This is a genomic window from Roseobacter sp. AzwK-3b (assembly GCF_000170875.1).
GTDB classification, from domain to species: Bacteria; Pseudomonadota; Alphaproteobacteria; order Rhodobacterales; family Rhodobacteraceae; genus Roseovarius; species Roseovarius litoreus.
In genome coordinates this window covers 1-24,252 of record NZ_ABCR01000016.1, presented here as the reverse complement: position 1 = coordinate 24,252, position 24,252 = coordinate 1, and the positions used below count along the sequence as shown (strand labels likewise).

The following is a 24,252-nucleotide window of genomic DNA, read 5'->3' as shown; positions in this document are numbered from 1 at the left end:
CCGCATATCCTTGCCGCAAGCCCATTCAAAAGCAAGCCACACGGCACCGCCCGCTTTAGATGGTGGACGCCCCCCGCCCCCCGCTTTAGGCTGGCAACGACCTCCGAATCCGACAGGCTCCGCATGACCGACACACCCACCAGACCCTATCAGGTGCTCGCCCGGAAATACCGGCCCGAAACCTTTGCCGATCTGGTGGGGCAGGACGCGATGGTGCGGACGTTGAAAAACGCGTTCAAGGCCGACCGGATCGCGCAGGCCTTCATCATGACGGGCATCCGGGGCACCGGGAAGACCACCACCGCCCGGATCATCGCCAAAGGCATGAACTGCATCGGCCCCGACGGTCAGGGCGGCCCCACCACCGAGCCATGTGGCCAGTGCGAACATTGCACCGCCATCATGGAAGGCCGCCACGTTGACGTGCTGGAAATGGACGCCGCCTCCCGCACCGGCGTCGGCGACGTCCGCGAAATCATTGATTCCGTTCACTATCGTGCCGCTTCTGCACGCTACAAGATCTACATCATCGACGAGGTGCACATGCTCTCGACAAGCGCGTTCAACGCGCTGCTCAAGACGCTCGAAGAACCTCCCGCGCATGTGAAATTCATCTTCGCCACCACCGAAATCCGCAAGGTGCCGGTGACTGTCCTTAGCCGCTGCCAGCGCTTCGATCTGCGCCGGATCGAACCCGAGGTGATGATCGCGCTCTTGCGCCGGATCGCCGATGCCGAAGGCGCGCAGATCACCGATGACGCCCTTGCCCTGATCACCCGCGCCGCCGAAGGTTCGGCCCGGGACGCCACATCACTTCTGGATCAGGCCATCAGCCATGGTGCCGGCGAAACCAGCGCCGCCGAAGTGCGCTCCATGCTGGGCCTTGCCGATCGCGGGCGGGTGCTCGACCTCTTCGATCTGATCATGAAAGGCGATGCCGCCGGCGCCCTGACCGAACTGGGCGGCCAATATGCCGAAGGCGCCGATCCGATGGCGGTGCTGCGGGATCTGGCCGAGATCACCCACTGGATTTCCGTGGTCAAGATCACCCCCGAAGCCGCCGACGACCCCACCATCGGCCCCGACGAACGCGCCCGCGGCCAGCAGATGGCCGAGGCCCTGCCGATGCGCGTCCTGACCCGGATGTGGCAGATGCTGCTCAAGGCGCTCGACGAGGTGGCCGAGGCACCAAACGCCATGATGGCCGCCGAAATGGCCGTGATCCGACTGACCCACGTGGCCGATCTTCCCACGCCCGAAGAGCTCGTGCGTAAACTGCGCGACGCACCGCCCCCCGCATCCCCACCGCCCGGCTCCGGGGTCGGCGCCACAGGCCCGGCACCTCACGACCGCACCTCCGGCGCCAGCGCCGGCCAAAGCACTACCATACCCGCAGCGGCCCATCCCGGCCCCTCCGCCCCCGGCGCGCGGGCCCCAAGTGGCCAACAAGCCCTCGCGGTCGCCGCCGAGACCGCCCTTGCCCATTACCCGACCTTCGAGCATGTGGTCGAACTCATCCGCGCCCACCGCGACGTCAAGCTGCTGGTCGAGGTGGAAACCAACATGCGGCTCGTCTCCTACCGGCCCGGCCGCATCACCTTCCAGCCCACCGGCAACGCGCCTCAGGACCTGTCCCAGCGTCTCGGCGCCGCGCTGCAACGCTGGACCGGAAACCGCTGGGGCATCAGCCTTGTGAACGAAGGCGGCGCCGACACCATCGCCGAACAGCGCGACGCCGCCGAGACCGCCCTGCGCCACGAGGTCAGCCGCCATCCGCTGGTGCAAGCGGTGCTTTCGGCGTTTCCCAAGGCGCAGATCACCTCGATCCGCACCGAGGCCGACATCGCCGCCGAAGCCGGCGCCGAGGCACTGCCCGAAGTCGAGGATGAATGGGACCCCTTCGAGGAAGACTGAATTGCGCGGAACGGCTTGCCAGTCGCCATCCGCCGACCGATATGATGTAACGAAACCAAAGATCCAGATGTGCCGGGCCGCCCCGGCCCTGACACCAAGGAGAAGACAATGTTCAAGGGATTGGGCCAAATGGGCGACATGGCCAAGATGATGAAGGCCGCCCAGGAAATGCAGCAGAAGATGGCCGATCTGCAGGAAGACATGCACAACATGATGGTCGAAGGCGTTTCCGGCGCCGGCCTCGTCAAGGCGACATGCAGCGCCAAGGGCGAACTCAAGGCTCTCGATATCGACCCGTCCATATTCAATTCGGACGACAAGGAAGTGGTCGAGGATCTGATCCTCGCCGCGATCAAGGACGCGCAGCAAAAGGCCAGCGACCGCGCCCAGGAAGAAATGGGCAAGCTCACCGAAGGCCTCGGCCTTCCCAAGGACATGAAGCTGCCCTTCTAAAGCATTCCACCTTTACCCTGAGGCACCAGCGAAAGGCGGAACGTTTGCAACGATTGAACGGAGCACTGCATTTCGCGAAACGCTTTAGGTTTCTTCTGGCCTCAAATATCCCGGGGAGCGCGAGGGGCTGGCCCCTCGCTTCCTCCCCTACCGCCCTTGCATCGGCCTGAACAATGTCATCGAACCGCGACATCGACGCCCTGATCGAGATGATGGCCAAGCTGCCCGGGCTCGGGCCGCGCTCGGCCCGGCGTGCGGTGCTGCATCTCATCGCCAAGCGCGATCTGCAACTGATCCCGCTGGCCGACCTGATGCAGCGCGTCGCCGCCACCGCCCGTGAATGCCTCAACTGCGGCAATATCGGCACCACCGAAATCTGCGACATCTGCGCTGCCGAAAAACGCGCCAACGGACAGATCTGTGTGGTCGAGGATGTGGCCGATCTGTGGGCGATGGAGCGCGGTCATGCCTTCAAGGGCCGCTATCATGTGCTTGGCGGCACGCTCAGCGCCCTGGATCAGGTGGGCCCCGAACAATTGCGCATCCCGCAGCTGATCGACCGGGTCACCGCCGAGTCCATCACCGAGGTGATCCTGGCCCTCAACGCCACGGTTGAGGGCCAGACAACCGCGCATTACATCGCCGATCAGCTGGACGGCCGGGTGACTCTGACATCGCTGGCCCAAGGCGTGCCCATCGGTGGCGAGCTGGATTATCTGGACGATGGCACGATCGGTGCCGCGCTAGCCGCACGCAAGCAGGTCTGAGGCGCGGACTCCTGCACCACCATAACAAAAAACCCGACCGCATCATGCGGCCGGGTCTTTTCAGGAACGACGATGCGGTGCTTACCGGCGATCGTCGTCCTCATCCTCGTCATCGTCGCTGTCAGGCAGGTTGAAGAAGCTGTCAGCGTCGTATTTCTGTTCTCGTTCATCATCCTCGTCGCGCGGATCGCCACTCAGGCTGAAGGTTTCCAGCCCTTCGATCGCCGTGGGCATGCGCGGTTCGGCACTGGCCTCGAGGCTCTGCTCGGTGCTCAGAAGCTTGCGGCGCTCGTCATCACTCAGCGCCTCGCCTTCCTTGGCGCGTTTCGCGGCGGCCTTCTGCACCGCGGCGTCCAGCTCGGACTGTTTGCACAGACCAAGGGCAACCGGATCGATCGGCTGCATGTTCGAGATGTTCCAATGGGTGCGCTCACGGATCGTCTGGATGGTCGGCTTGGTGGTGCCCACCAGCTTGGCGATCTGACTGTCGACCAGCTCGGGATGGAACTTGACCAGCCAGAGGATCGCGTTCGGACGGTCCTGCCGCTTGCTCAGAGGGGTGTAGCGCGGACCACGGCGCTTTTCCTCGCCAATGGCGGCGGGGTTGAACTTGAGCTGCAGCCTGTGAAGTGGATCCTTTTCGGCCTTTTCGATCTCGGCCTGGGTCAACTGGTTGTTGGCCACAGGGTCAAACCCCTTCACGCCCGAGGCCACATCGCCGTCGGCGATTCCCTGAATCTCAAGCTCGTGCAGCCCGCAGAAATCGGCGATCTGCTTGAAGCTGAGCGTCGTATTGTCCACCAACCAGACGGCGGTGGCCTTTGCCATAAGCGGTTTAGCCATGTGTTTCGGGCCTCCTTCACGCATATCTTCCCCGTCGCCGGACTCGGCGGCACCTGACCAGGTGCGGGTTTCCGTTGTCGGGGAACTTGGCGGCTATATAGTGTCCCACGTGACAAATTGAAAGTCCTAAACATGCGTGTGTTCCTGTTGCTCCTGTTGATCCTCGGCACGACCGCCCGCGCCGAAGCCGACCGCCCGGGAGAGTTCGACTATTACGTTCTGGCGCTCAGCTGGTCGCCGACCTGGTGCGCCCTCGAAGGCGACGCGCGCGGCTCGCCGCAATGCGATGCCAGCCGCGATCACGGATGGGTGCTGCATGGGCTATGGCCGCAATATCACCGTGGCTGGCCGGACCATTGCCAGACCTCCGAAAGGCCGCCCTCGCGCGCCATGACGGCGCAGATGGCCGATATCATGGGCACACCGGGTCTTGCCTGGTATCAGTGGAAAAAGCATGGCACCTGCTCGGGCCTCTCGGCACCTGCCTATTTCGCCCTGTCACGCGAGGCCTACGAAGCGGTGAACCGCCCCGAGGTGTTCCGCAAGCTGAAAGATCCCGTCAAAGTGCCCGCCCGCGTGATCGAAGAAGCCTTTCTCAAGGCCAACCCCGAGTGGGAGCCGGACATGCTGACCATCACCTGCCGCAGCGGCCGCATACAGGAAGCGCGGCTTTGCCTGTCGCGCGATCTGCGTCCCGTGCCCTGTGGCCGCGACACGGTTCGGGATTGTTCTATGAAAGACGCGCTCTTCGATCCCATCCGCTGATCTCGGCAGGCGCGGCACACGCTCAGAACAGGCGCGTCACCAACACAACCGTAACCACCGGCACCAGCAGCACATGGGTCACATGATCGAACCAATTGCTGCTGCCCCAGCCCAAGACCCAAAAGGCTTGTCCCAAAACAGCCACCAGCGGCAGGAACCAATTGCCGGTCGCCAGACCGTAAAGGCACACCGCCAGAACCATCACGGCCACCGGCAGCGGCGCATAGCCGATGCGGTAGATATCCACCGGGACCACCCCCATCGCGCTGGCCAGAAACACCACGTAGATCAGCAGGAAACCGAGCAGTTCCAGCGTCGAGAAAGGCACTACCGGCAGACCCAGCTTGGCGCCCATATGCCGCAGCGCCAGCGCCGGCAACATCACCCCGAAGGGCGCAAGCAACGCCATCATGCCGCGTAACGGCAGCGTATCGCGGAACGCCAGAACCGCCGCGGCCCCCACGACCCCACCGATCCAGACCGAAGCAGGCGCGCCCACGACCCAGCCGGCCAAAGCAAAGACCAACCAGGCCAGGATTACCGCCAGCCAGACACTCGCCAGAACACCGGTCATTGCGCCGCCACCCATGCTTCGTTGAAGACATGCGCGCGCAGACCTTTCTTGGTGCCATGTGAATAGGCCAGCAGGATCTGCCCATCAGGCAACCGCCTCAACATCGGATAACGCGCATCGCCCGGCTGTCGATCCAGCGTGTGGATCACACGCCAGCTGCCCCCTTCATCCTCGGACAGCGCCAGATGCAAGAGATCGGCACTGTCCGCGCCACCATTCATCGCCATCAGGATATGCCCCCCCGACACCGGCAGCGCCGCCACCGGCGCGCTTGGATGGGCAATTCCCGTCGCCTCGGCCTCGCTCCATGTGCGGCCGCCATCTTGGGTGCGGCTGACATAGACCTGCCCGCTATTGTCGAAATCGCGCAGGAAGGCCAGCGCGCGCGCGCCGTCCAGCACCACGATCATCGGCTGTATGGGCTTGATCCTCTTGCCTGTCATCCGCCGCAGATCGCGCGCCCGACCTTGCGCATCGGTCCGGACCAGCACGCCATAGGTTGACCCCATCTCGAAATAGGCAGGCAGCGCCATCGACCCGTCCGAATAGGCCACCATCGGCGATTTCACCAGCATGGACCGGTTGAGAAAGGGCGACAGGTTTAGCTTGCGCGCCCAGACCGGATTGCCCTTGTCCATGCGCACATCGGCCACCGATGCCATCGCCCATCCGCCAACCGACACGACCGTCGCATAAAGCGCGTCCTGCGCGGCTTCGTTCTGTACCGTGTTGCCAAGCGTCACCACCAGTTGCCGCGGCTCGAACGCATCGCCAAGCGCGGCACTGGTCAGATAGGGCTCAGGGGGGCCAGCCTGCCAGCCGGTCTCGTAACGCCTCAGCACGGCGCGATGGATTTCGACATCGGGCTGCGCCTCGGACGAGCCCTGAAACCACAAGATGCCCACCTCGTCGCCATTGATCGTGATCGCGGGCGAGTGGGCCATGCCTTCGCCCGGTGTATGATCGAACACCGTGTCGAAGACCGGCGCTCCGGTCGGAGGCGGGCTTTCGGGAACGGCGAAGGTCCAGTTCAGCGTCTCATCGCGCCACAGTGCATAGCCGCTCAGGCCAATGCTGAGCACCGCCATGGCCAGAATGGCAACCTGCACCAGCCCCACCGGCTTACCCCACTTTCAAGACGATCTTGCCGATATGGGTGCTCTTTTCCATATGGGCATGGGCCAGCGCGGCATTGGCAAGCTCGTATTCAGAATCCATCACCGGCGCGACCTGCCCCGAGGCCAGCAGCGGCCAGACATGCGCGCGCAGCGCCTCGGCGATCATCGCCTTGGCCTGATCGCTTTGCGGGCGCAAGGTCGAGCCGGTGATCGTCAGCCGGCGCATCATGACCTGGGCAAAGTTCAATTCCACTTTGGGACCCTGCAGAAACGCGATCTGCACCAGCCGCCCGTCATCCGCGAGACATTTGACATTGCGCGGCAGGTAATCGCCCCCCACCATATCGAGGATCAGATCGGCGCCACCTTCGGCGCGCATCACATCGACGAAATCCTCGTTGCGGTAATTGATCGCCCGCTCCGCACCCAGATCAACGCATTTGGCGCATTTTTCATCCGATCCCGCCGTGGTGAAGACCCGCGCGCCAAAGGCATTCGCCAGTTGGATCGCCGTCGTGCCGATCCCGGACGAGCCGCCATGCACAAGAAACCGCTCGCCCGCCTTGAGGCCACCACGGCCAAAGACATTGGACCAGACCGTGAAGAACGTCTCGGGCAGGCAGGCCGCTTCGCGCAGGCCCATGCCCTCGGGGATCGGCAGGCAATGTGCAGCAGGCGTGGCGACATACTCGGCGTAACCGCCCCCGGGCAGCAAGGCGCAGACCTTGTCGCCCACGCTCCAGTCGCTCACACTGTCACCGATGGCGACGATCTCACCGGCAGCTTCCAGCCCCGGCAGGTCACTGGCGGTCGGCGGCGGCGCGTAAAGCCCGGCGCGCTGCAAGGCATCGGGGCGATTGACCCCGGCATAGGTCACCTTGATCACAACGTCGCCCGCTGTCGGCGCCGGGACAGGACGGCTTGTCAGCCTCAGGACATCCGGGCCGCCGGGCTCGGTGATTTCCACGGCGTTCATCATATCGGTCATGCGTGTCTCCTTGGCTTGGTCGCGGCCTGCTTACGCCTGTCTGTTCCAGCGGCCCGGCATGCCGGCCTGCTGGCGGCCCTGTGCCTGTGGCGCGCGCACCTTGCCGAACACCCTGAGCGGACCCGCCATCAGCCCGCTCAGGACCTTGTTATCGCGCATCTGCGCCTTGAGCTTCTCGAATGACATCACATTGTCGATCCGGCGATCCAGAAACGCCCAGGTCGCCTCATGGCCCGGGCTGTCATCGCCCAGCCAGTACAACAGCGTCGTGCTGTAGACGCCCGACAAGGTGGCACGCTTGGTATACCAATTCACATCATCCGATGTGTCGCCAAGCGCGGTCCAGATCAGATCGCATGTGCCCCAGACCGCCTTCGCCCCATCCGCGGCATACATGGGCAGCGAAAACAGCGTCATGCCCCGCCGCACCAGCTCCTTGTCGTCGACCGCCTCCAACCGATAGCGCACCGCAGCCGCGACACGGTCGCGAAAGCGCAGCTGGCTCAGATCTTCGGTCGTCAGACGCTCCAGCATCAGGGCGTCCCCTTCGGCGTGATAGGCGAGCGCCAGATCCACCGCACCGCGCGGACAGACCGCCCGCGCCAGGCCCGGTTCAATCCCCGTGTCGCGAATCGCCGCCTGAAAGGCATCCTCACTCCAGCCGTCGAAAGGCACGTGCATCTTGGCTGCATCCAGCAGCTTTGCCTTGATATCTGGGTCGGTCATCGCTTGCCTCCATTCGATCGGCGCCACCCTAGACAAAAGAAAGACGCTTTGCTATACGGCCACTTCCTGCAAACTTACGCAACTTCAACTTGGAAAGGTGGTGACACCACATGCAGGTTAGTGTTCGCGACAACAATGTCGATCAGGCGCTTCGTGCCCTGAAGAAAAAGCTGCAGCGCGAAGGCGTTTTCCGTGAAATGAAGCTTCGGCAGCATTTCGAGAAACCGTCCGAGAAGAAAGCGCGCGAAAAAGCCGAGGCAATCCGCCGCGCTCGTAAACTGGCGCGCAAGAAAGCCCAACGCGAAGGCCTTCTCTGAAGACCGCAGCACGCCGAACGCGACACAAGAATGACGACCCCCGGGCAGCCGCTTCGGGGGTTTGTCTTTTCTGGAGTCGCGTTCATGGAAAAGCGTTGTGGCCAAAGCCGTGTCTTCCGGATCTGCAAGCCACCGCGACTTGGCCATTCCGTGAAATCGCGGGCTAGGGACAAGACATCTGGTCTGATCCGGTTTCCGCGCGTCGTAGCGTCATAAACGAGGATCGCTTGCATCCTTGGCTGCTTGAATATACCCAGCGGGCATACATGACAAACTTATGACGGACCCAAAATGATCAGGCTCAGTCCAATTGACCAAATCCTTTTTGGACTGATGAACGCCACACTGCTTTTCACATTGGCGTACAGCGTGTTGGGAATGAACCTGCAATACGAGGCAGGTTTCGGCGTCGAGGACGGCCCGGTTGAATACGGCACCGCCATTTGCCTCTTCCTCTCGTGCTTGATCCTGATGAGCCAGGCAATCCGCACGGCGCGTTTCAGCGGAGCATCCTCGCTCTGGCTTGTTCTTTATTCGGCAGCCTTTCTGTTTGGCGCCGGCGAAGAAATTTCTTGGGGACAGCGGATCATCGGCTGGGAAACCACCGGCTTTTTCGCCGAACACAACGTGCAGAACGAAACCACCCTGCATAACCTGGCTTTTGGCGACGAACAGCTGACGAAATCCCTTTTCGGATCCTATCTGACGGTTGCCATCCTGTTGTATCTCGTCGTTCTGCCTCTTCTTTATTCCCGCGTCTCGCTTGTCGCGCGCCTTGTTGACGGGATCATGCTGCCTTTGCCGTCGGCGCGCCACGGGATCACTGCGGTCGGGGCCAGTCTTGTCATCGGCATTCTTGCGACCGTGTCCCGCAAGTGGGAGGCCTACGAGTTCATCTTCAGCCTGCTGACGATGTCGATTTTCCTGCATCCGGCCAATGCGCATCGGTTCAACAAACCCAAGCCTGACAACGAAACCTGACGTCAGATAATCTCGTCCTCGTCGAACATCGGCATCGGCGCCATATGCGCCGTAATGCCGCGCGCCACATCCTTGGGGCTCGAGGTTTGCGCCACATGGAACAGCGCATCGCCCTCATAGACCACGGGCATGTTCGTGCGCCCGATGATGATGCCTTGCTGATCGGCAACGACCTCGGCCTCGAATTCGCCGAACGGGTCCGAAATCGCGCCCATCACCGTCCCCGGCTCCACCGTATCCCCCGTCGCCAGATAGCCGCGCAGCAATCCGCCCGCAGGCGCGCGATACCAGGTCGACTCGCTGCAATAGAGCGGTTCGGCACGCTTGCGCGGCACTCCCTTGCCACTGATCATGCCCAGATGGTTCATCACCCGCAAAATCCCCGCAACCCCGGTGCGCGCGGCAAACTCGTCGAACCTCAACCCCTCACCTGCTTCATAGAGCAGCACGTCGACGCCCTCATGTTCGGCCGCCATCCTGAGCGAGCCGTCGCGCAGGTTCGATGGCATCACCACAGGTGGCGCGAACACATCCGCCAACGCGCGCAGCCGGTCATTGCCCGAGGTCAGGCGCAACTGCGGAAGATTGGTGCGCCGGATCGCAGCAGAGTGCAGGTCGATCCCGATATCTGAGCGCCTGACCACTTCGGTCATGAAGATATGCGCCAGCCGCGACGCCATCGACCCTGTCGCATGGCCCGGAAAGCAGCGGTTCAGATCCCGCCTGTCCGGCAGGTATCTCGAATGGTTGAGGAATCCGAAGGTATTCACGATGGGCACCGCAAGAAGCGTGCCCGAAAGCTGCGCCAGCGCCTTGGAATTCAACAGTCGCCGCACGATCTCGGCGCCGATCACCTCATCGCCGTGAACAGCCGCCGACACGAACATCACAGGCCCCGGCTTGCGCCCATGCACCACGCGTACCGACAAATGCACCGGCGTGTGATCCGACAACTCGCTCACGGGCACATCCACGGTGCGGCGCGTGCCCGGTGGCACGGTCACGCCCGCGATATCGAACGGTTTGCGTCTGGCCATCTCACGCCCTTCCCGGCTGCGTCCCTCTCTGCAGGCTTCCCCTTGCAGGTTGCAGTTGCTATGCAGCCCTAGTTTCGTTCACACGCCAAGAGGCTGTTTTCCAGCGCCGATGTCAATTCCAGTCGCCCCAGAACGTGTGACCGTGGTCACCGTCGCCCATAACAGCCTTGCGGTCCTGCCCAAGATGCTGGCGTCAGTACCACTCGGCAGCACGGCCATCGTGGTCGACAATGCCTCGCGCGATGCCGCGGCCCTAGCCGATCTGGCGCAGGCGCATGGCGCGCAGCTGATCCGCAACGAGGACAATCGCGGCTTCGGTCCCGCCTGCAATATCGGCGCGGCCGAGGCCCAGAGCGAATTCGTGCTGTTCCTGAACCCCGATGCCCGGCTTGGCGATGGCGCGATCGAGGCGCTTGTCACAGCGGCTGACGCGCATCCCATGGCCGTGGCCTTCAACCCGGCGATCACGGATGGCAAGGGCCGGCCCTATTTCAAGCGCGGCAGCGTTCTTTTGCCCGCCTCTGCGCGCCTGCCTGCCGGCTGGCCCGACGCAGACCGCGAAGTGCCTGTTCTGACCGGCGCTGCGTTTTTCGTGCGCCGCGCGGCGTTCGAGGCGGTGGGCGGCTTCGATCCCGCGATCTTCCTTTATCACGAAGATGACGATCTTGCCCTTCGCCTCAAGACGGTCGGCTCCCTCATGTTCGTGCATGGCGCGCGCGTGACCCATGACGCAGGCAACTCCACTGTGCGCTCCCCCGCCTCTGCTGCGTTCAAGGCCTTTCACATGGGCCGATCACGAGTCTATGCCGCGCGCAAGCACCAGCTGCCCGGCGCGGGCCGCAAGGCGCTTGTCTCGGCACTGATGCAACTGATCTCGCCGCTGACACTACTGTCGGCCCGCAAGCGCGCCAAGCAAATGGCCTTCCTTCGCGGCGTTCTGGACGGGCTGCGGCGACCGACGGACATTTAGCGCGGACGCGGCCAGACATGCGTCTCGCCGATCCCTCCACCTGCCCTCAGCGTCGCCGGATATTGGGCCTGTGACCCACTCCTGAGCAATTGGGTTCGTTTCGGTAAATCGGGTTTCTGGCGTTATCATGGATCGGGCCGGTGTGGTTCATGGTCTTTGTTGCGACAATGCCGGCAGGGCTTTTCGGGTCGTGCGGGTGAAGGGCGTTGAGCGATCATCTGTGAGCATGGGTTTGACATGATAGACCGCGACTTACAGCTCTGGTACAAGATTGGTCTCATGCCACGCCACCCAGGCGCGGAAGGCACGGTTTCGGGCGGTCATCGCCTCCTTGGTATAACGCTTGTGCAGCCGCGCCATGCGGGCAATGTTCTGCTTGTGCTCACGCATCCGGAGCCTGACAAGGTACCGCACGGCCTCCTTGGGCCAGCTGAAATGCGCGCAGTCATCCTCGAGCAGCTCGACCCATTTGTAGATAGGATCCGGCTCCTCGGCCTCTGCGAGCCGACGCACATTTTGCACACTGAGATGCCTGAGATGTGCCTCTGCCATGGCCAGGTTGAGCGCGAGGCGCCCCCGTTCGGTCTGCTTAAGATCGATCAGGGGCGGCGCCTCGGTGGTGTCAAGGATCACCCTCAGCCATGCCCGCACCAAGTCCAGCGGCGGCGCAGAGGTCAGCCCGTGGCGGCGGGCATTGCCCGCCGCCTTGGTCTTGCCGGTCTGCGTGCGCGGCCCCGTGCTTTTTTGAGCATTCGCCCGGTTCGCTGTGATCTGCCTGGCAGAGGTCATTCGACAATCTCCGCATCCTCGATCGCCTCCATGGCCGCACGGATCGGAGATGCCTTTTGCAGCGCGTCGAACTCCGCCTTGATCTCGCGACGGCGCTTCTCGAGGTTCCGAATTTGGATGCCAAGATTTTGAGCGGTGACTGTGACATGGATATGCACTTGTGCCATCAAGTACACCACATCAACTCCCATCGCCGCCAGCTTGGCCTCGAGTTTGGCAAGCTCATCCGGATCGGTTGACAGCGCCTGGCGCGCAAGCTCCAGGGCGTCTGCCGTCGCATCACTTTCATCGAACGGCTCGCCTTCCCACTCATCCCGATCGTTGCCTGCGGAAACCCACTCGTGAAACTCTGCATCCAGCTTGTCTTCATGCGCCTGCTCCAGCGCCAGATATGCAGGCTTCTTGATCGAACTTGCCAGTCGATGGGCTGTCTCACGATCCAACATGCGTCGAAGTTGCTGCAACTCCCACTCATTGGCGATCAGGTTTTCCGCCACTGTGGTCTGAAGAGCTGTCGTCGGGTGCAAGTCACGAAGATGCGCAAGCTTGAAGCGCTCATAGGAGGTTGCGCATTGCCCCAGCAGGGGTGTGCGCTGTGGCAGAAGGTCGAGGAACGAGGCAAGCCCGAACTGGGTAGCATCGGTCGGTGTCGGGGGTGTCGTTGCTATCTGATTCATGGGTCAGTCTTCCTTTTGTTGTCAGTCATGCAGGCCACAGGTGGCCAGCCAAGAGCTGGGTCAGTAATCGACACCAGAGGAGCCGGAAGAGTGTCCGGCCGCTGGCGCCATAAAGGTCAAATCCGCAGCGCCGATCGGGGCCTTGGATCAAGCGTGATACTTTCGTCTCTTTCGGTAATCGCCTTCGCCAGGCGCGGGATGTCCTCCAACCGGTCAAGGGTCGCCACGGCAAGCCGCGGCGTGCAGGGATGTTCCACAAAGCTCAGCCCGAACTCGGGCACGCGCCAACCGCAGAGCGACCCTGTGCCCTCCTCGAACAGCCCGATCAGCGCCTCATAAGCCTCCGAGGTCGGCTTGTGACAGGCGTGCCACATGTGAAACGCCGCGTCCTGCTCCGACGGGGTATAGAGCGCCTCCCCTGAAAACATGCCCGTCTCGATCATGCGCCAGTGGTCGGGCTGCGTCAGGCTGTCATTTGTGCCCTCACCGAAAACGCGAGCGACCGCCTCGGGCCGGATGAGCGGCTGCAGGCAGGGCGGCGCGTCGCTCGCGATGATCAGGCGGCCTTGCGGGTCAGCATGCAGCCCCAGCCGCAAAGGGCGCCGGGTGTCCCTCAATGGCTGCAGTGGACGGGACAACGCGGGCAAGCCCGTCATCGTCCCGAGAGCGGTCAGACTGGCCGCGACGGCCAGGAACATACGTCGTGTCAACATAGCGATCTCCTATAGAGACCGGCATGTGGATGGCCGAAGAGTGGGAAATGATCCCCTTGGTTGCCGTCATGGCCACATCTCCTTGTTCGGACACCACCTTGCCGGGAAGGGCAGGTTGGTAGAGGCACAGGCCTCACTCTTGATGTGCGATCACATTACCACAGCCGGCAGGGCCGTGAAAACGACAATTTTATCTCAATAAATCAGATAGATAATGACATCTTGTTGACTGCGCGAGTTTTGATTCGCATCAACCAAAACGAGGAATGATGCAGTTCGAGCGCTATTCGTGGCGCTTTTCAGCAAGAGCACATGTAGCTTAGTGTCTTTGCTCGCATTCTCATCCACCGCGCTTTTTCTGCGTTGGAAAGTCCCGTGACCCGCGTTTACCTTACGATTGCTTCCTTCAGTCCGCGCTGCCTGATTTCCAAGTAATAGGTAGCAGCTCGGCCAATGCCTTGCACAATCATTCATAGTTCTTACAAACGTGCCTCTAAGCGCCGACGCCGGACGGGACTAGAATTACCGTGACATCGCTGTCCAAAGACACCGCCTTTTGCTTTGATCTCGACGGCACGATCACGCAAACCGAATTGCTGCCGCTGATCGCCGCCGAAATCGGGCTTGAGCGGGACATGGCCGCGCTGACCAAGGCGGCGATGGAGGGCCAGACCGCGTTCGAGCCTTCCTTCCGTCACCGCTGCCAGCTTCTGAGCGCGATACCGCCAGACACCATCACGCGCATCATATCCGACGCGCCGCTTGATCCGCATATTCTTGGGTTCATCCATGAAAACCGGCAGGATTGCTTCATTCTGACCGGCAATCTCGACATCTGGATCGCGCCCATCATCGAGCGCCTTGGATGCCGCACCTATGCCTCCGAAGCGGTCTATGACAATGGCACCCTCGAGCTGAAGACACTCCTGAACAAGGCGGCAACCCTGCGCCATATCGCAGAGACGTTTGACTACAGGCGCATCATCGCCATCGGCGATGGCGCCAATGATGCCGACATGCTGTCCGAAGCCACGATCGCGATCGCCTTCGGCGGCGTGCATCCTCCCGCAGAATCGGCAATCCAAGCCGCGGACCATGTGGTGTATGACGGGAAGGCATTGTGCAGCCTGCTGAAATCGCTTTGAAGATATGCCGGGACATCGGCAGATCCCGAACCGGGTCCACACATCTGCCAGCGGGACAAGAACGAAAATTGACTTCACGAAGACCGGCCAATAAAAGCCCGACATCGTTGGGTCAGAGCCAACCGTGAAAATTTTCGGAATACTGGAGCCCGCCTGATGGGAAAATCCTCCCAAAAACAACCGATGTTCAGTCCAACCGACATCGACAACATCAAGTGGTTTTGGCGGAATTACCTGAAAGACAAGTCGCCCTGGTTGCTGTTGGTCCTCGCAATGGTCTCGGCGCAGGCCCTTGTTTATCAACAGTTCCTGTCGCTCACCGAAAACGGGCTTCGGGTCATCTTCGAAGATGGCTCACTGTCCCAATTGATCAAGGTCTGCGCATTCGTGTTCCTTCTCTTCGGCACGCGTGCCGTGTTGTCTTATGTGACGCCCCGGATTTCGGTCTGGCTTGCCAGCAACGCCGTGCGCTCCATGCGGCAGGATCTCATCAAGCATTTGTTGCGGCTGGACCTGTCTTATTTCGAAAAGACAAAATCGGGGGATATCATCCTGCGCCTGGTCAGTCAGGTCGACAGCCTCAGTCATTTTGTGGGACAGGGCACTGTCGCCGCCGTGAGGGATTTGGCCACGGTCATCGTGGTATCAGGGTATTTGATCTATAAATCCCCCCTGCTCTTTACGGCTGCCATGATCGTGATACCGGTCCTCGTTCTGATGATGCGCGGAATCTCCGGCAAGATCAAAGAGGTCCAGCAAAGCGCGGAAAACGCCTTCGGAAACTACATGTCGGGCATCGAAGAGATGACCAACGGCATGCGAACGGTGAAAATCTCGGGGCAGGAAGATCGCGAGCGGGATCGCCTGTTCGAGGCAACCAACGGCATCCGGGACCTTATGATCCGCCTCAATGCCGTGCAGGCTCTGTTCCCGCCTTCGATCGATGTCGTGTCTGCCTTTGTCTATGTGTTGGTCATCGGCGGCGGCGGCTACATGGTGATCCAGGGCGGGTTCGGCATGGATGCCGCCGGGATCATCGCGTTTTTGCTGGGCCTCGTGATCATGTTCGATCCGCTGCGTCTGCTGGCCAGTTTCTTTGCCCAGTTGCAGGGCAGCCTGATTCTGCTGGACAGCATTCGCGGCGTCTACCGCGAGAAAATGCGCATCACGGATCACGAAGGATCGGTCGCAGAGTTCAACACCGAAGGTGACATAAAGTTCGATCAGGTCAAATTCGCATATGACCCGCAGCACCCCCTGTTCGAGAATCTGGACCTGCTGATCGAAGGGGGCAAGAAAACCGCGATCGTCGGTGCGACCGGCTCGGGCAAGACCACGGTCCTCAGCCTTATCACCCGGCTTTACGATGTGGATGGCGGCAAGATCACCATAGACGGGCTCGATGTCCGGGACATCAAGGTCAAGTCACTGCGCAGCTCGTTTTCGGTCGTGGCTCAGGACATCGTGATCTTCAACGACACGATCTATGAAAACATCCGTTACGTCGCCCCGAACGCAACGGAAGAAGAAATCTGGGCCGCTGCGGAAGCCGCTGAAATCGCAGACCTCATGCGCGCAAGAGGAAGTGCGCCGCTTGGCCCCAAGGGCAGCCAGCTGTCGGGCGGACAAAAGCAACGCATCGCCATCGCCCGCGCCTTCCTGCGCTCGGCGCCCATACTCCTCTTGGACGAGGCCACATCGGCCCTCGACCAGAAGACCGAAGAAAAGATCCAAGGCGCCCTCCAGCGCCTGTCAAAGGACAAGACGACGATCATCGTGGCGCACCGCCTGTCATCGGTGGTTGCGGCGGACAAGATCTATGTCCTGGATATGGGGCAAGTGGTGGAACAGGGCTCGCATGCCGAGCTGATTGCGAAGCAAGGGCTTTATGCGGCCATGTATGCCTCGCAGAAGGAAGGGTATGCGACCTGACGAAGTGTGGAAGGGGACTTGACGCCAGCATTGACGCATCCACCGATCTGCACTTGAATCCTAGGCGCGCGCATCAACCTGCACTGGATGCCGCTTTATAAACCTTCCACGCCCCGACCTAGAAAACGAAAATCGATTGACCCTCGTCACACCTCGCGGCTACCGCATCGCTCCACCCGAAATGGTAACGCCCTGTCATGCCGTGTGCAAAGACAGCCGGCCCGCCATCATCCGATGGACCCGCGCCGGATCATCGACTAAGCATCATGCGCGGCCTTTCCACAAGGCGCCCACGGATCAACGTCAGGTAATCAGGGTTTCAGCAGATGCGGAAATTTCCTCTTTGGAAACTCAAGCGCGAGATCCTGCGCTTCGGTCGACAGATCGCCGAGCTGCCCGGCCTCACATGGGAATATTTCGACCTGCGCACCAGCTATGACCGCAAAGCGGCTGCCATGCGCAAGACCCATGAGGGTGATCTGCCGATGGGCCGCGAGGTGGCGATCTACCTGATCTTTCCGGCGGGCGGCATCCTGGCATCGCATCTCGATGCGCTGCGCCTGATTATCGACGAGGGCATCAGCCCGGTCGTTGTCTCGAACCTACCGCTCTCCACGGACGATCTGGCAACACTGGCGCCCCTGACCAGCCGGATCATCGAACGTCCCAACCTTGGCTATGATTTCGGCGGCTACAGGGACGGTATCCTGGCGCTCGAAAGCACCCTGCCCGATCTGGACCGGCTCTATATCCTCAACGATTCCGCCTGGATGGTGGAGGCGCCGCAAAGCTGGTTCCACGACGTGCGCGCCAAGGGCGTGGATTTCTGCGGGGCCACGTCGAATTACGGGATCAAGCGCCATGACGCGGATGATTTCCGCGAGCTGCGCTGGCAATACACGATCCAGCACCGGAATTTCCACTACGCCTCTTATGCGCTGGCCATCGGACGAACCATTCTACAGGATCCGGCCTTCGTGACCTTCTGGAAACGCTTTCGCTTGTCGAACCAGAAAAAGCGCACCGTCCGGCGCGGCGAGATTGGCCTCACGCAATGGGTTATGCGCCATGGGTTCAGCCATGATGCCACCTGTTCCGTGATGGACCTCGACACGGAAATCGCGGCGCTGGACACGGCCGAGCTTGACGCAGTGACGCGCAACCTCATCATCCCTGAACGCCCCCGGATCCGGGCAAAGCGCGACGAGGTGCTGCTCAGCGATCCAGCAACCCCCGAGGGCCGTCGCGACCGCATCCAGATCATCCTTACTGCGGTCTCGGCGCAGGCCATGGGCTATGTGATGCCGTATTACACGCTGCGCCATCGTGGCTTTCAGTTCGTCAAGAAATCACCCCTGTGGATATCGTCGGCGGGATCGCGAACGACCCTCGACATCCTGTCGGCCCTGCCCGGTCCGATGGGCCAGACAGCCTATGCCGAGGCGCTGCAGATCGTGGAAAACCGCCCCCCGCCGGAGTAATGCGGCGAGGATGCTCAGACCAGTTCGCGCACAGCCGAGATGACCTCATCGCACTGGGCTTCAGTCATCTGCGGGCCAATGGGCAGGCTGATAACCTCGCGCGCAAGACGACTGGCCAGTGGCAGGTCCGCATCCGACAGACCCATCTGCGCATAAGCCGCCTGCGCATGCGGCGCGATCGGATAATGCACCAGCGTCTGGATCCCGCGCGCGGCCAGCCGCGCAATGAACGCATCGCGCTCGGGATGGCGCACCACGAACAGATGCCAGACCGGATCGACACCGGCTGCCACCTGCGGAAGGATCAGCCCGGTACCCGCGAACGCGTCGCGATAGCGCGCGGCAATGCCCGCCCGGCGCGCGTTCCACTCGTCCAAAACCCTCAGCTTTACCGACAGGAACGCCGCCTGCACCGGATCGAGCCGGCTGTTCAGGCCCAGCTCTTCGTTGCGATATTTCTCGCGTGAGCCGTAGTTGCGCAACAGCCGCAGCCGGTCGGCGATCTCCGGATCATCCGTGGTGATCCCGCCACCATCGCCGAGCGCACCAAGGTTCTTACCGGGATAGAAGCTCCAGCAGACCGCATCGCCATGCGCACCGATCCTGCGTCCGCCCGACCGCGCGCCATGGGCCTGCGCGCCATCTTCGATCACTTTCAACCCCAGCTCGCGCGAAACCCGCATGATCGCGCCCATATCGGCAGGCTGACCATAAAGATGCACGGGGATCACCGCCTTGACGCCAGGCTGCACCGCGGCACGAATACCTTCGGCGGTGATATTATGCGTGGCCTCGTCCGGCTCGACCGGCACCGGCACCGCGCCGCATTGCGACACCGCCAGCCATGTCGCGATATAGGTATTCGACGGAACCAGGACCTTGTCGCCCGGCCCGATATCCAGAGCCATCAGGCTCAGCCGCAAGGCATCCAGCCCGTTGGCCACACCAATGGCATGCTCCGCCTCGCAATAGCTGGCGAAAGCGGTCTCGAACCGCTCCACATCCGGCCCGAGGATGTACCAGCCCGACCGCAAAGAAGCGAGCATCGCGCCTTCGGCCTCGGCGGCCAACTCGTCATAGGCGGCTCTGAGATCCAGAAACGGCACCACCATGTCAGCCGCGCACTTCTTTGATGAACTGATCGTGGTCGCGAATATAATCGCCCTCATCGTAAAACGCCGATGCCATCACCATACACACCGCCCCCGATGAAAAGTTGTCCAGATAGCGCCACATCATCGGGCAGATATAAATTCCGAAATACGACCGGTTCAGGTGGAACGTCTTTTCCTCATACCCGTCGCTCAGCGTCAGATCGAAACTGCCCGACATGGCGATCATGAACTGATGCAGGTTGCGATGCGCATGCGCGCCCCGATCCGATCCGCCAGGCACATCATAAAGATAATAGACACGCTTGATGTCGAAAGGGATGTGGTTGCCGCCCTCGACAAAGGTCAGGTTGCCCCGTGCGTCTTCGATCTTGGGCAGGTTGATGATCCTGCATTGGCTCAGCGACAAGAATTTCCCTCCTCGTGGGCAAGACGATGCGCCCTGCCATGTCCCTCAAAATCGACGCGCTGCGATTCGGTCACTCACTGACGTGGGGATAGCGAATTTTATGGCACCCGACCAGCGGCCGACCTGCAAAGCCGCCACAGGCCAGACCTTTGCAAGCCTCCGGTAAAGACGACGCTTTGACAATGGTGGTTTGAACAGCAAAACAACACCATGTCTTGCAGTGTCACCTCAAACCGGGCCCGAACATGAAATACCGCCCCGAAATCGACGGTCTGCGCACCGTCGCCGTGATGCCGGTCATTTTCTTTCATGCCGGTCTGGACCTGTTTTCGGGCGGGTGAGCTGCCCCCAGTGAAGTGGTCCACCAACCGGGATAGGATTATCCCGCAATTTGGAGGACCAGAGAATGGCTGGGAAACGAGAAACGCCAGAAGACATCGTATCGAAACTTCGGCAAATCGAAGTGTTGCAAGGGCAAGGCATGACGGTCGCGGACGCGTCGCGCCATATCGGCATCACAGAGCAAACGTTCTATCGGTGGCGCAAACAATATGGCGGAATGAGCCGCGGGCAGCTGAAGCGGCTGAAGGAACTTGAGAAAGAGAACCAGCGCCTGAGGCGCGCGGTCTCGGATCTGACGCTGGACAAGCTGATCCTCACCGAGGCCGCAAAGGGAAACTTCTGAGCCCTTCACGTCGCCGCAGATGCATCGACCACGTGCGGCAGGCGCTCGGCATATCGGAACGCCGCGCCTGCCGCACCTTGGGACAGCACAGATCCACGCAGCGCAAGGTGCCGCGTGGCCGGCCAGACGAAGAGCGCCTGACCGAGGACATCATCGAATTGGCCAGGCAATACGGTCGCTACGGCTATCGCCCCGTGACCGCGCTGCTCAACCAGTCGGGCTGGCACGTGAACCACAAGCGGGTTGAGCGCATCTGGAAACGTGAAGGGCTGAAGGTTCCACCGAAGCAAAAGAAGAAAAGCCGGCTCTGGCTGAACGATGGATCATGTATCCGGCTTCGACCGGAGCGTCCAAACCATGTCTGGTCCTATGACTTCATGCAGGACCGGACAGCGGACGGCCGCACCTATCGCATTCTCAACATCATAGACGAGTTCACCAGGGAGGCGCTGATGATCCGCATAGACCGAAAGCTCAACTCGACCGATGTGCTTGATGCGCTGACGGACCTGTTCATCCTCCGCGGCCCGCCGGACTACATACGATCCGACAACGTCCTATGTCGGGAAAATCTGGCCGCTTAGGTCAGCAGGTCGTGGGGCATCTGGTGTCCCAGATGCCCTGTTAAAGTTGCCCAGACGGGCTCTGCCGTCAAGAAATGATCTCTTCCATAGCAAACACAGGGTACGCGCTTCGGCGGCCCTCACCGTCCTTAATACGAGATCCCAAATCCCAAGCAGAAGGCCCGAACATTATCTACGAGGTCAGATGTCTGCCTCCACGGCTCATGTCAGAGAGAGGTCCTTCCGCCTGGGCTCACCCCCTCGAAGAAGGGGCGATAGGGTTCGCCGTGATTGACCACGGCGTGTACGGTGCGCGCCATCTTGGCCGCGATCGCGGTGTAGGCCTTCCGGCGCAGATGGGCGTTGTGTCGATCCTTGGAGATGTAACGTTCGAACTTGTCGTGGAAGCTGTTAGTCCGCTTTAGAACGGCGGTCTGACCGGCCATGCAGAGCGTGCGCCGCAGCCGGGCATTGCCGTACTTTGAGATCCGGCTCTGTCCGCGAAACATGCCAGACTGGACGGGGCGAGGTCCATGCCGCAAAACTTCAAGAACTGTCGATGGTGTCGGACCGACGCAGGTCGCCTGCTTCGGCCAAGATGGTCATTGCGTTGATTGGGCCGATGCCGGGAATGGTGGTCAGCAGCTGATAGTCGGGTAGGTCCGACAACAACTCGACGGCCCGTGCCTCGATAACATCGCGCTGCCGGATGAGGCTACGCCCCTCGGCAAGAACAAGGCGGAACATGCGCACCGCGTCAGAATCTGCCTGAACTGGCAAGCCGACCGAAGCGGCCGCAGTGGCGTAAATATCGGAAAGTAATTGCTCTTTCGAAACCCTTCGGCCAACGACATCCCAGGCGTCGGCGATGAAGGCCTCGCGGCTCATGGCCGAGATCATATGTGGCGATGGGTACTTCTCAAGGAATGCCAGGAACCAATCCGTCCGTGAGCTTCGATGAAATCGTTCAGCCTCGGGAAAATACAGTGGCAGGTAGTGGGTGAGAATGCGGTGCCACAGCTCGGTCTTCGATCGAGAGACGATCTCGTGCGTCTTCGAGAGTTCCTGGATGTCGGCGGTCCCGACCACCATCGGATCGTGAAAGAACTGCACGGCGCCGATCTCCAGCATGTGAAGGATGACCTGGGCGTCCTTGGGATCATTCTTGTCCCAACTGTTGTGCAGGGCCTCCCGTGTTCGAGCCAGGCCGACGGACGAGACGAGCTTCAGCTCGAACCCGGCCTGCCCGAGATGATGCGCCAACGTTCGGTGGTAGTTGCCGGTCGCTTCGAACCCTATCCGCACCGGCAGGTCGTAGCTGGCAAGGGTTGCGGACAAACGCTGGAAGTCGTCAAGCGTGTTCAGGATCGTCATTCGGCGACGGCGCTTTTTGCCAGGGATGCCGATCAGCACCTCATGGCGATACTTGGAAATATCGATGGCGACTAGCAAGGTCGAAGCGGTAATATCGGTGGCGGTCATAGCCGGTCTCCTCAGCAGTGTGGTTATGCAAAACCACTGTTGAGACCTGAGACCGGTTATGGCCACACGCTGCGCTATTTGGGGGCTGCGCGCGTGGCCATAACCTCAAAAACAGCGTGCTTCCCGACGTGCTACGGTCCCGAGTTCGTGGCTCAGAAGGTCCGGGACTGGATCGCCGCAGTAGGTGCCAAGGCTGCGTTCATCGAGCCAGGATCGCCTTGGGAGAATGGATACTGCGAGAGCTTCAATGCACGCTTCCGGGACGAGTTGCTCAATGGCGAGCTCTTCTACTCAATAAAGGAGGCAAGGATCATCATCGAAGACTGGAGAAGACACTACAACACCGTTCGGCCTCACAGCGCCCTTGGATACCGGCCTCCCGCACCGGAAAGCATCGTTCAGATGGACCAGAGGCCGGTCATGCACTAACAATCAACTTGGACCACTTAGTGGGGGCAGCTCACGAGGGCTCTCCGAGTGCGCGCACGATCTCGGCAATGCGCCCGGCGGACGTGTCGGCGTCGAGATGGAGCACGACATCGCCAACGACGACCCGGATTCCGCCTCCGGCCGCTCGGGTGTCGGCACCGTGTGTGGGGATCTCCACGTCACACACCACGAGAGGGGCAAAGACCGCCTCGTGAACCTCGCCGTCCGCCGGCAGGACTAGCGCGCCATCCTTCGCCAGGCGCCGCCACCCCGACAGCTGGTTCGGCTGGATTCCGAAGCGTGCGGCCACGTCATTGACCGTCGCACCGGGCCGAAGCGTCTCAGCCACCGCCTGCGCCTTCACCTCGTCCGGCCAGCGCCGATGGCCAGACGCGTAAATCTCAACACCCAGCGATCTGAGAAACGCATTCGTAGCACACATTGCGAAACGCACTCCCTGCCTCATGACAGAGATGCCTTCGCAACTCTGTTGATTTCCGTTGAGAACTGACCCGGTAGGTAAGTAAATTTTCACTGAGAACTGACCCATGTGAACACCTTTACCTGACGGATTTGTCAGGGAGATATGGAGTGATCGACATGGGATTTTTGAGTGTCATCCGACGTTGGGCCTTGCGAGACAAGATGCCCATTCGAGAGATCGCCAGACGCACGGGCCTTTCTCGCAATACCATCAAGAAGTACCTGCGCGAGGGCGCAGTGGAACCGAAGTTCAAGACACCGCCCCGGTCCAGCAAACTGGATCCTTATGCGGATCGGCTATCGGCGTGGCTGTTGTCGCAGACGCGCAAGCCGCGCAAAGAGCGCCGCAGCCTCAAGCAGATGCATGAAGATTTGGTGAAGCTCGGCTACGACGGGTCCTACGGGCGCGTTGCCGCGTTTGCCCGTGCCTGGCGCGCAGATCGGCACATTGCTGAGCAGACGACGGGGCGCGGTACATATGTGCCGCTGATTTTCCAGCCCGGAGAAGCTTTCCAGTTCGATTGGAGCGAAGACTGGGCCACCATTGGCGGCGAACGCGTCAAGCTGCAAGTCGCGCATACGAAGTTATCGCACAGCCGCGCTTTCGTGGTGCGGGCCTATCTTCTGCAAACCCATGAGATGTTGTTCGACGCTCATTGGCACGCTTTCCGCGTCTTTGGCGGCGTGCCTGGCCGGGGGATCTACGACAACATGAAGACGGCAGTGGATCGTGTTGGCAAAGGCAAGCAGCGCGACATCAATGCGCGCTTCCAGGCCATGGCCAGCCATTACGTGTTTGAGCCCGAGTTCTGCAATCCTGCGGCCGGTTGGGAGAAGGCCAGATCGAGAAGAGCGTCCGGGATGCTCGGACCCGTCTGTGGCAGGTGATACCGGTCTTC

22 protein-coding genes, 4 pseudogenes and 1 riboswitch are annotated in these 24,252 nt (G+C 61.3%); of the genes and pseudogenes, 13 read left to right on the top strand and 13 right to left on the bottom strand.

Annotated features, from left to right (window positions below; genetic code table 11):
* Nucleotides 1-123: 123 nt before the first annotated feature.
* The 3 genes from RAZWK3B_RS19200 (at nucleotide 124) to recR (ending at nucleotide 3,134) form a co-directional block, all read left to right on the top strand.
* Nucleotides 124-1,914: a DNA polymerase III subunit gamma/tau gene (locus RAZWK3B_RS19200; RefSeq protein WP_007818140.1), complete on the top strand. Its 1,791-nt coding sequence runs from the start codon at nucleotides 124-126 to the stop codon at nucleotides 1,912-1,914.
* A 108-nt stretch (nucleotides 1,915-2,022) separates the two neighbouring features.
* A complete protein-coding gene (locus RAZWK3B_RS19195; protein WP_007818138.1) occupies nucleotides 2,023-2,367 on the top strand; it encodes a YbaB/EbfC family nucleoid-associated protein in 345 nt (114 codons plus the stop codon).
* Nucleotides 2,368-2,540: 173 nt separating this feature from the next.
* Nucleotides 2,541-3,134 carry a recombination mediator RecR gene (recR, locus tag RAZWK3B_RS19190; protein WP_007818136.1) on the top strand — a complete coding sequence of 198 codons (594 nt, stop codon included), beginning with the start codon at nucleotides 2,541-2,543 and terminating at the stop codon, nucleotides 3,132-3,134.
* Nucleotides 3,135-3,215: 81 nt separating this feature from the next.
* Here recR and RAZWK3B_RS19185 read toward each other — a convergent pair whose 3' ends face one another.
* Nucleotides 3,216-3,977, bottom strand: coding sequence for a DUF1013 domain-containing protein (locus RAZWK3B_RS19185; RefSeq protein WP_007818134.1), 762 nt, complete (start codon nucleotides 3,975-3,977; stop codon nucleotides 3,216-3,218).
* A gap of 132 nt (nucleotides 3,978-4,109) precedes the next feature.
* Here RAZWK3B_RS19185 and RAZWK3B_RS19180 point away from each other — a divergent pair, with 132 nt between their 5' ends.
* Nucleotides 4,110-4,742, top strand: coding sequence for a ribonuclease T2 family protein (locus RAZWK3B_RS19180; RefSeq protein WP_007818132.1), 633 nt, complete (start codon nucleotides 4,110-4,112; stop codon nucleotides 4,740-4,742).
* A gap of 22 nt (nucleotides 4,743-4,764) precedes the next feature.
* On the opposite strand, the gene RAZWK3B_RS19175 is transcribed toward RAZWK3B_RS19180, so the two are convergent.
* Genes RAZWK3B_RS19175 through RAZWK3B_RS19160 form a run of 4 tightly spaced genes read right to left on the bottom strand, consistent with a single transcriptional unit; the run spans nucleotide 4,765 to nucleotide 8,148 of the window.
* Nucleotides 4,765-5,316: a hypothetical protein gene (locus RAZWK3B_RS19175; RefSeq protein WP_007818129.1), complete on the bottom strand. Its 552-nt coding sequence runs from the start codon at nucleotides 5,314-5,316 to the stop codon at nucleotides 4,765-4,767.
* Nucleotides 5,313-6,425 (bottom strand): exo-alpha-sialidase, encoded by a 1,113-nt coding sequence (locus RAZWK3B_RS19170; RefSeq protein WP_157132337.1) that lies wholly within the window; start codon nucleotides 6,423-6,425, stop codon nucleotides 5,313-5,315. Before RAZWK3B_RS19170 ends, RAZWK3B_RS19175 begins: the two co-directional genes overlap by 4 nt.
* A gap of 13 nt (nucleotides 6,426-6,438) precedes the next feature.
* The gene (locus RAZWK3B_RS19165) at nucleotides 6,439-7,422 is read right to left on the bottom strand and encodes an NAD(P)H-quinone oxidoreductase (RefSeq protein ID WP_007818126.1); all 984 of its coding nucleotides are present in this window, start codon (nucleotides 7,420-7,422) and stop codon (nucleotides 6,439-6,441) included.
* A gap of 30 nt (nucleotides 7,423-7,452) precedes the next feature.
* Nucleotides 7,453-8,148, bottom strand: a complete 696-nt coding sequence (locus RAZWK3B_RS19160; RefSeq protein WP_007818124.1) for a COQ9 family protein — start codon at nucleotides 8,146-8,148, stop codon at nucleotides 7,453-7,455.
* A gap of 110 nt (nucleotides 8,149-8,258) precedes the next feature.
* On the opposite strand from RAZWK3B_RS19160, the gene rpsU reads away from it, so the two are divergent.
* Nucleotides 8,259-8,465, top strand: a complete 207-nt coding sequence (gene rpsU / locus RAZWK3B_RS20800) for a 30S ribosomal protein S21 (RefSeq protein ID WP_007818122.1) — start codon at nucleotides 8,259-8,261, stop codon at nucleotides 8,463-8,465.
* 378 nt (nucleotides 8,466-8,843) lie between these two features.
* Complete coding sequence (locus RAZWK3B_RS19150) at nucleotides 8,844-9,446, top strand: hypothetical protein (protein ID WP_198133311.1); 603 nt, start codon at nucleotides 8,844-8,846, stop codon at nucleotides 9,444-9,446.
* Nucleotides 9,447-9,448: 2 nt separating this feature from the next.
* Here RAZWK3B_RS19150 and RAZWK3B_RS19145 read toward each other — a convergent pair whose 3' ends face one another.
* On the bottom strand, nucleotides 9,449-10,483 hold the full coding sequence (locus RAZWK3B_RS19145) for a succinylglutamate desuccinylase/aspartoacylase family protein (RefSeq protein WP_007818116.1): 1,035 nt from the start codon (nucleotides 10,481-10,483) through the stop codon (nucleotides 9,449-9,451).
* Nucleotides 10,484-10,592: 109 nt separating this feature from the next.
* On the opposite strand from RAZWK3B_RS19145, the gene RAZWK3B_RS19140 reads away from it, so the two are divergent.
* Nucleotides 10,593-11,453: a glycosyltransferase family 2 protein gene (locus RAZWK3B_RS19140; RefSeq protein ID WP_037296289.1), complete on the top strand. Its 861-nt coding sequence runs from the start codon at nucleotides 10,593-10,595 to the stop codon at nucleotides 11,451-11,453.
* Nucleotides 11,454-11,705: 252 nt separating this feature from the next.
* Here the strand turns inward: RAZWK3B_RS19140 and RAZWK3B_RS19135 are convergent, their stop codons facing one another.
* From RAZWK3B_RS19135 to RAZWK3B_RS19125, 3 genes are all read right to left on the bottom strand, one after another.
* Nucleotides 11,706-12,242 carry a hypothetical protein gene (locus RAZWK3B_RS19135; protein WP_007818112.1) on the bottom strand — a complete coding sequence of 179 codons (537 nt, stop codon included), beginning with the start codon at nucleotides 12,240-12,242 and terminating at the stop codon, nucleotides 11,706-11,708.
* Nucleotides 12,239-12,919: a hypothetical protein gene (locus RAZWK3B_RS19130; protein WP_007818110.1), complete on the bottom strand. Its 681-nt coding sequence runs from the start codon at nucleotides 12,917-12,919 to the stop codon at nucleotides 12,239-12,241. The genes RAZWK3B_RS19135 and RAZWK3B_RS19130 overlap by 4 nt, the downstream gene beginning before the upstream one ends.
* Nucleotides 12,920-13,035: 116 nt before the next feature.
* Complete coding sequence (locus RAZWK3B_RS19125; RefSeq protein WP_157132335.1) at nucleotides 13,036-13,632, bottom strand: hypothetical protein; 597 nt, start codon at nucleotides 13,630-13,632, stop codon at nucleotides 13,036-13,038.
* A 46-nt stretch (nucleotides 13,633-13,678) separates the two neighbouring features.
* Nucleotides 13,679-13,783, bottom strand: a riboswitch (SAM-I-IV-variant riboswitch).
* Between the two features lie 376 nt (nucleotides 13,784-14,159).
* On the opposite strand from RAZWK3B_RS19125, the gene RAZWK3B_RS19120 reads away from it, so the two are divergent.
* From RAZWK3B_RS19120 to RAZWK3B_RS19110, 3 genes are all read left to right on the top strand, one after another.
* A complete protein-coding gene (locus RAZWK3B_RS19120) occupies nucleotides 14,160-14,777 on the top strand; it encodes an HAD family hydrolase (RefSeq protein WP_007818107.1) in 618 nt (205 codons plus the stop codon).
* 156 nt (nucleotides 14,778-14,933) lie between these two features.
* A complete protein-coding gene (locus tag RAZWK3B_RS19115; protein ID WP_037296288.1) occupies nucleotides 14,934-16,709 on the top strand; it encodes an ABC transporter ATP-binding protein in 1,776 nt (591 codons plus the stop codon).
* A gap of 326 nt (nucleotides 16,710-17,035) precedes the next feature.
* Nucleotides 17,036-18,190 (top strand): rhamnan synthesis F family protein, encoded by a 1,155-nt coding sequence (locus RAZWK3B_RS19110; RefSeq protein ID WP_007818105.1) that lies wholly within the window; start codon nucleotides 17,036-17,038, stop codon nucleotides 18,188-18,190.
* 14 nt (nucleotides 18,191-18,204) lie between these two features.
* Here the strand turns inward: RAZWK3B_RS19110 and RAZWK3B_RS19105 are convergent, their stop codons facing one another.
* Nucleotides 18,205-19,302 carry a DegT/DnrJ/EryC1/StrS family aminotransferase gene (locus RAZWK3B_RS19105; protein ID WP_007818104.1) on the bottom strand — a complete coding sequence of 366 codons (1,098 nt, stop codon included), beginning with the start codon at nucleotides 19,300-19,302 and terminating at the stop codon, nucleotides 18,205-18,207.
* 1 nt (nucleotide 19,303) lies between these two features.
* Complete coding sequence (locus tag RAZWK3B_RS19100; protein ID WP_007818103.1) at nucleotides 19,304-19,711, bottom strand: sugar 3,4-ketoisomerase; 408 nt, start codon at nucleotides 19,709-19,711, stop codon at nucleotides 19,304-19,306.
* Between the two features lie 406 nt (nucleotides 19,712-20,117).
* Between RAZWK3B_RS19100 and RAZWK3B_RS20795 the strand changes: the two are divergent.
* Nucleotides 20,118-20,950 (top strand): annotated as a pseudogene (locus RAZWK3B_RS20795) (IS3 family transposase); the annotation flags it as partial.
* 236 nt (nucleotides 20,951-21,186) lie between these two features.
* Here RAZWK3B_RS20795 and RAZWK3B_RS19085 read toward each other — a convergent pair.
* Nucleotides 21,187-22,441, bottom strand: a pseudogene (locus RAZWK3B_RS19085) (IS110 family RNA-guided transposase).
* A 135-nt stretch (nucleotides 22,442-22,576) separates the two neighbouring features.
* Here RAZWK3B_RS19085 and RAZWK3B_RS19080 point away from each other — a divergent pair.
* Nucleotides 22,577-22,870: pseudogene (locus RAZWK3B_RS19080) on the top strand (integrase core domain-containing protein); the annotation flags it as partial.
* A gap of 31 nt (nucleotides 22,871-22,901) precedes the next feature.
* On the opposite strand, the gene tnpA reads toward RAZWK3B_RS19080, so the two are convergent.
* Complete coding sequence (gene tnpA / locus RAZWK3B_RS21890) at nucleotides 22,902-23,312, bottom strand: IS66-like element accessory protein TnpA (RefSeq protein ID WP_007818098.1); 411 nt, start codon at nucleotides 23,310-23,312, stop codon at nucleotides 22,902-22,904.
* Nucleotides 23,313-23,470: 158 nt separating this feature from the next.
* On the opposite strand from tnpA, the pseudogene istA reads away from it, so the two are divergent.
* Nucleotides 23,471-24,252: pseudogene (gene istA, locus RAZWK3B_RS19070) on the top strand (IS21 family transposase); the annotation flags it as partial.

What these genes read in the sequence shown, in the direction of transcription:
- RAZWK3B_RS19125 (WP_157132335.1), bottom strand. Translation starts at nt 13,632, where the DNA reads ATGTTGACACGACGTATGTTCCTGGCCGTCGCGGCCAGTCTGACCGCT.
- RAZWK3B_RS19115 (WP_037296288.1), top strand. Translation starts at nt 14,934, where the DNA reads ATGGGAAAATCCTCCCAAAAACAACCGATGTTCAGTCCAACCGACATC.
- RAZWK3B_RS19135 (WP_007818112.1), bottom strand. Translation starts at nt 12,242, where the DNA reads ATGACCTCTGCCAGGCAGATCACAGCGAACCGGGCGAATGCTCAAAAA.
- RAZWK3B_RS19160 (WP_007818124.1), bottom strand. Translation starts at nt 8,148, where the DNA reads ATGACCGACCCAGATATCAAGGCAAAGCTGCTGGATGCAGCCAAGATG.
- RAZWK3B_RS19185 (WP_007818134.1), bottom strand. Translation starts at nt 3,977, where the DNA reads ATGGCTAAACCGCTTATGGCAAAGGCCACCGCCGTCTGGTTGGTGGAC.
- RAZWK3B_RS19145 (WP_007818116.1), bottom strand. Translation starts at nt 10,483, where the DNA reads ATGGCCAGACGCAAACCGTTCGATATCGCGGGCGTGACCGTGCCACCG.
- RAZWK3B_RS19110 (WP_007818105.1), top strand. Translation starts at nt 17,036, where the DNA reads ATGCGGAAATTTCCTCTTTGGAAACTCAAGCGCGAGATCCTGCGCTTC.
- rpsU (WP_007818122.1), top strand. Translation starts at nt 8,259, where the DNA reads ATGCAGGTTAGTGTTCGCGACAACAATGTCGATCAGGCGCTTCGTGCC.
- recR (WP_007818136.1), top strand. Translation starts at nt 2,541, where the DNA reads ATGTCATCGAACCGCGACATCGACGCCCTGATCGAGATGATGGCCAAG.
- RAZWK3B_RS19130 (WP_007818110.1), bottom strand. Translation starts at nt 12,919, where the DNA reads ATGAATCAGATAGCAACGACACCCCCGACACCGACCGATGCTACCCAG.
- RAZWK3B_RS19180 (WP_007818132.1), top strand. Translation starts at nt 4,110, where the DNA reads ATGCGTGTGTTCCTGTTGCTCCTGTTGATCCTCGGCACGACCGCCCGC.
- RAZWK3B_RS19175 (WP_007818129.1), bottom strand. Translation starts at nt 5,316, where the DNA reads ATGACCGGTGTTCTGGCGAGTGTCTGGCTGGCGGTAATCCTGGCCTGG.
- RAZWK3B_RS19140 (WP_037296289.1), top strand. Translation starts at nt 10,593, where the DNA reads ATGTCAATTCCAGTCGCCCCAGAACGTGTGACCGTGGTCACCGTCGCC.
- RAZWK3B_RS19105 (WP_007818104.1), bottom strand. Translation starts at nt 19,302, where the DNA reads ATGGTGGTGCCGTTTCTGGATCTCAGAGCCGCCTATGACGAGTTGGCC.
- RAZWK3B_RS19165 (WP_007818126.1), bottom strand. Translation starts at nt 7,422, where the DNA reads ATGACCGATATGATGAACGCCGTGGAAATCACCGAGCCCGGCGGCCCG.
- RAZWK3B_RS19150 (WP_198133311.1), top strand. Translation starts at nt 8,844, where the DNA reads ATGAACCTGCAATACGAGGCAGGTTTCGGCGTCGAGGACGGCCCGGTT.
- tnpA (WP_007818098.1), bottom strand. Translation starts at nt 23,312, where the DNA reads ATGTGTGCTACGAATGCGTTTCTCAGATCGCTGGGTGTTGAGATTTAC.
- RAZWK3B_RS19200 (WP_007818140.1), top strand. Translation starts at nt 124, where the DNA reads ATGACCGACACACCCACCAGACCCTATCAGGTGCTCGCCCGGAAATAC.
- RAZWK3B_RS19195 (WP_007818138.1), top strand. Translation starts at nt 2,023, where the DNA reads ATGTTCAAGGGATTGGGCCAAATGGGCGACATGGCCAAGATGATGAAG.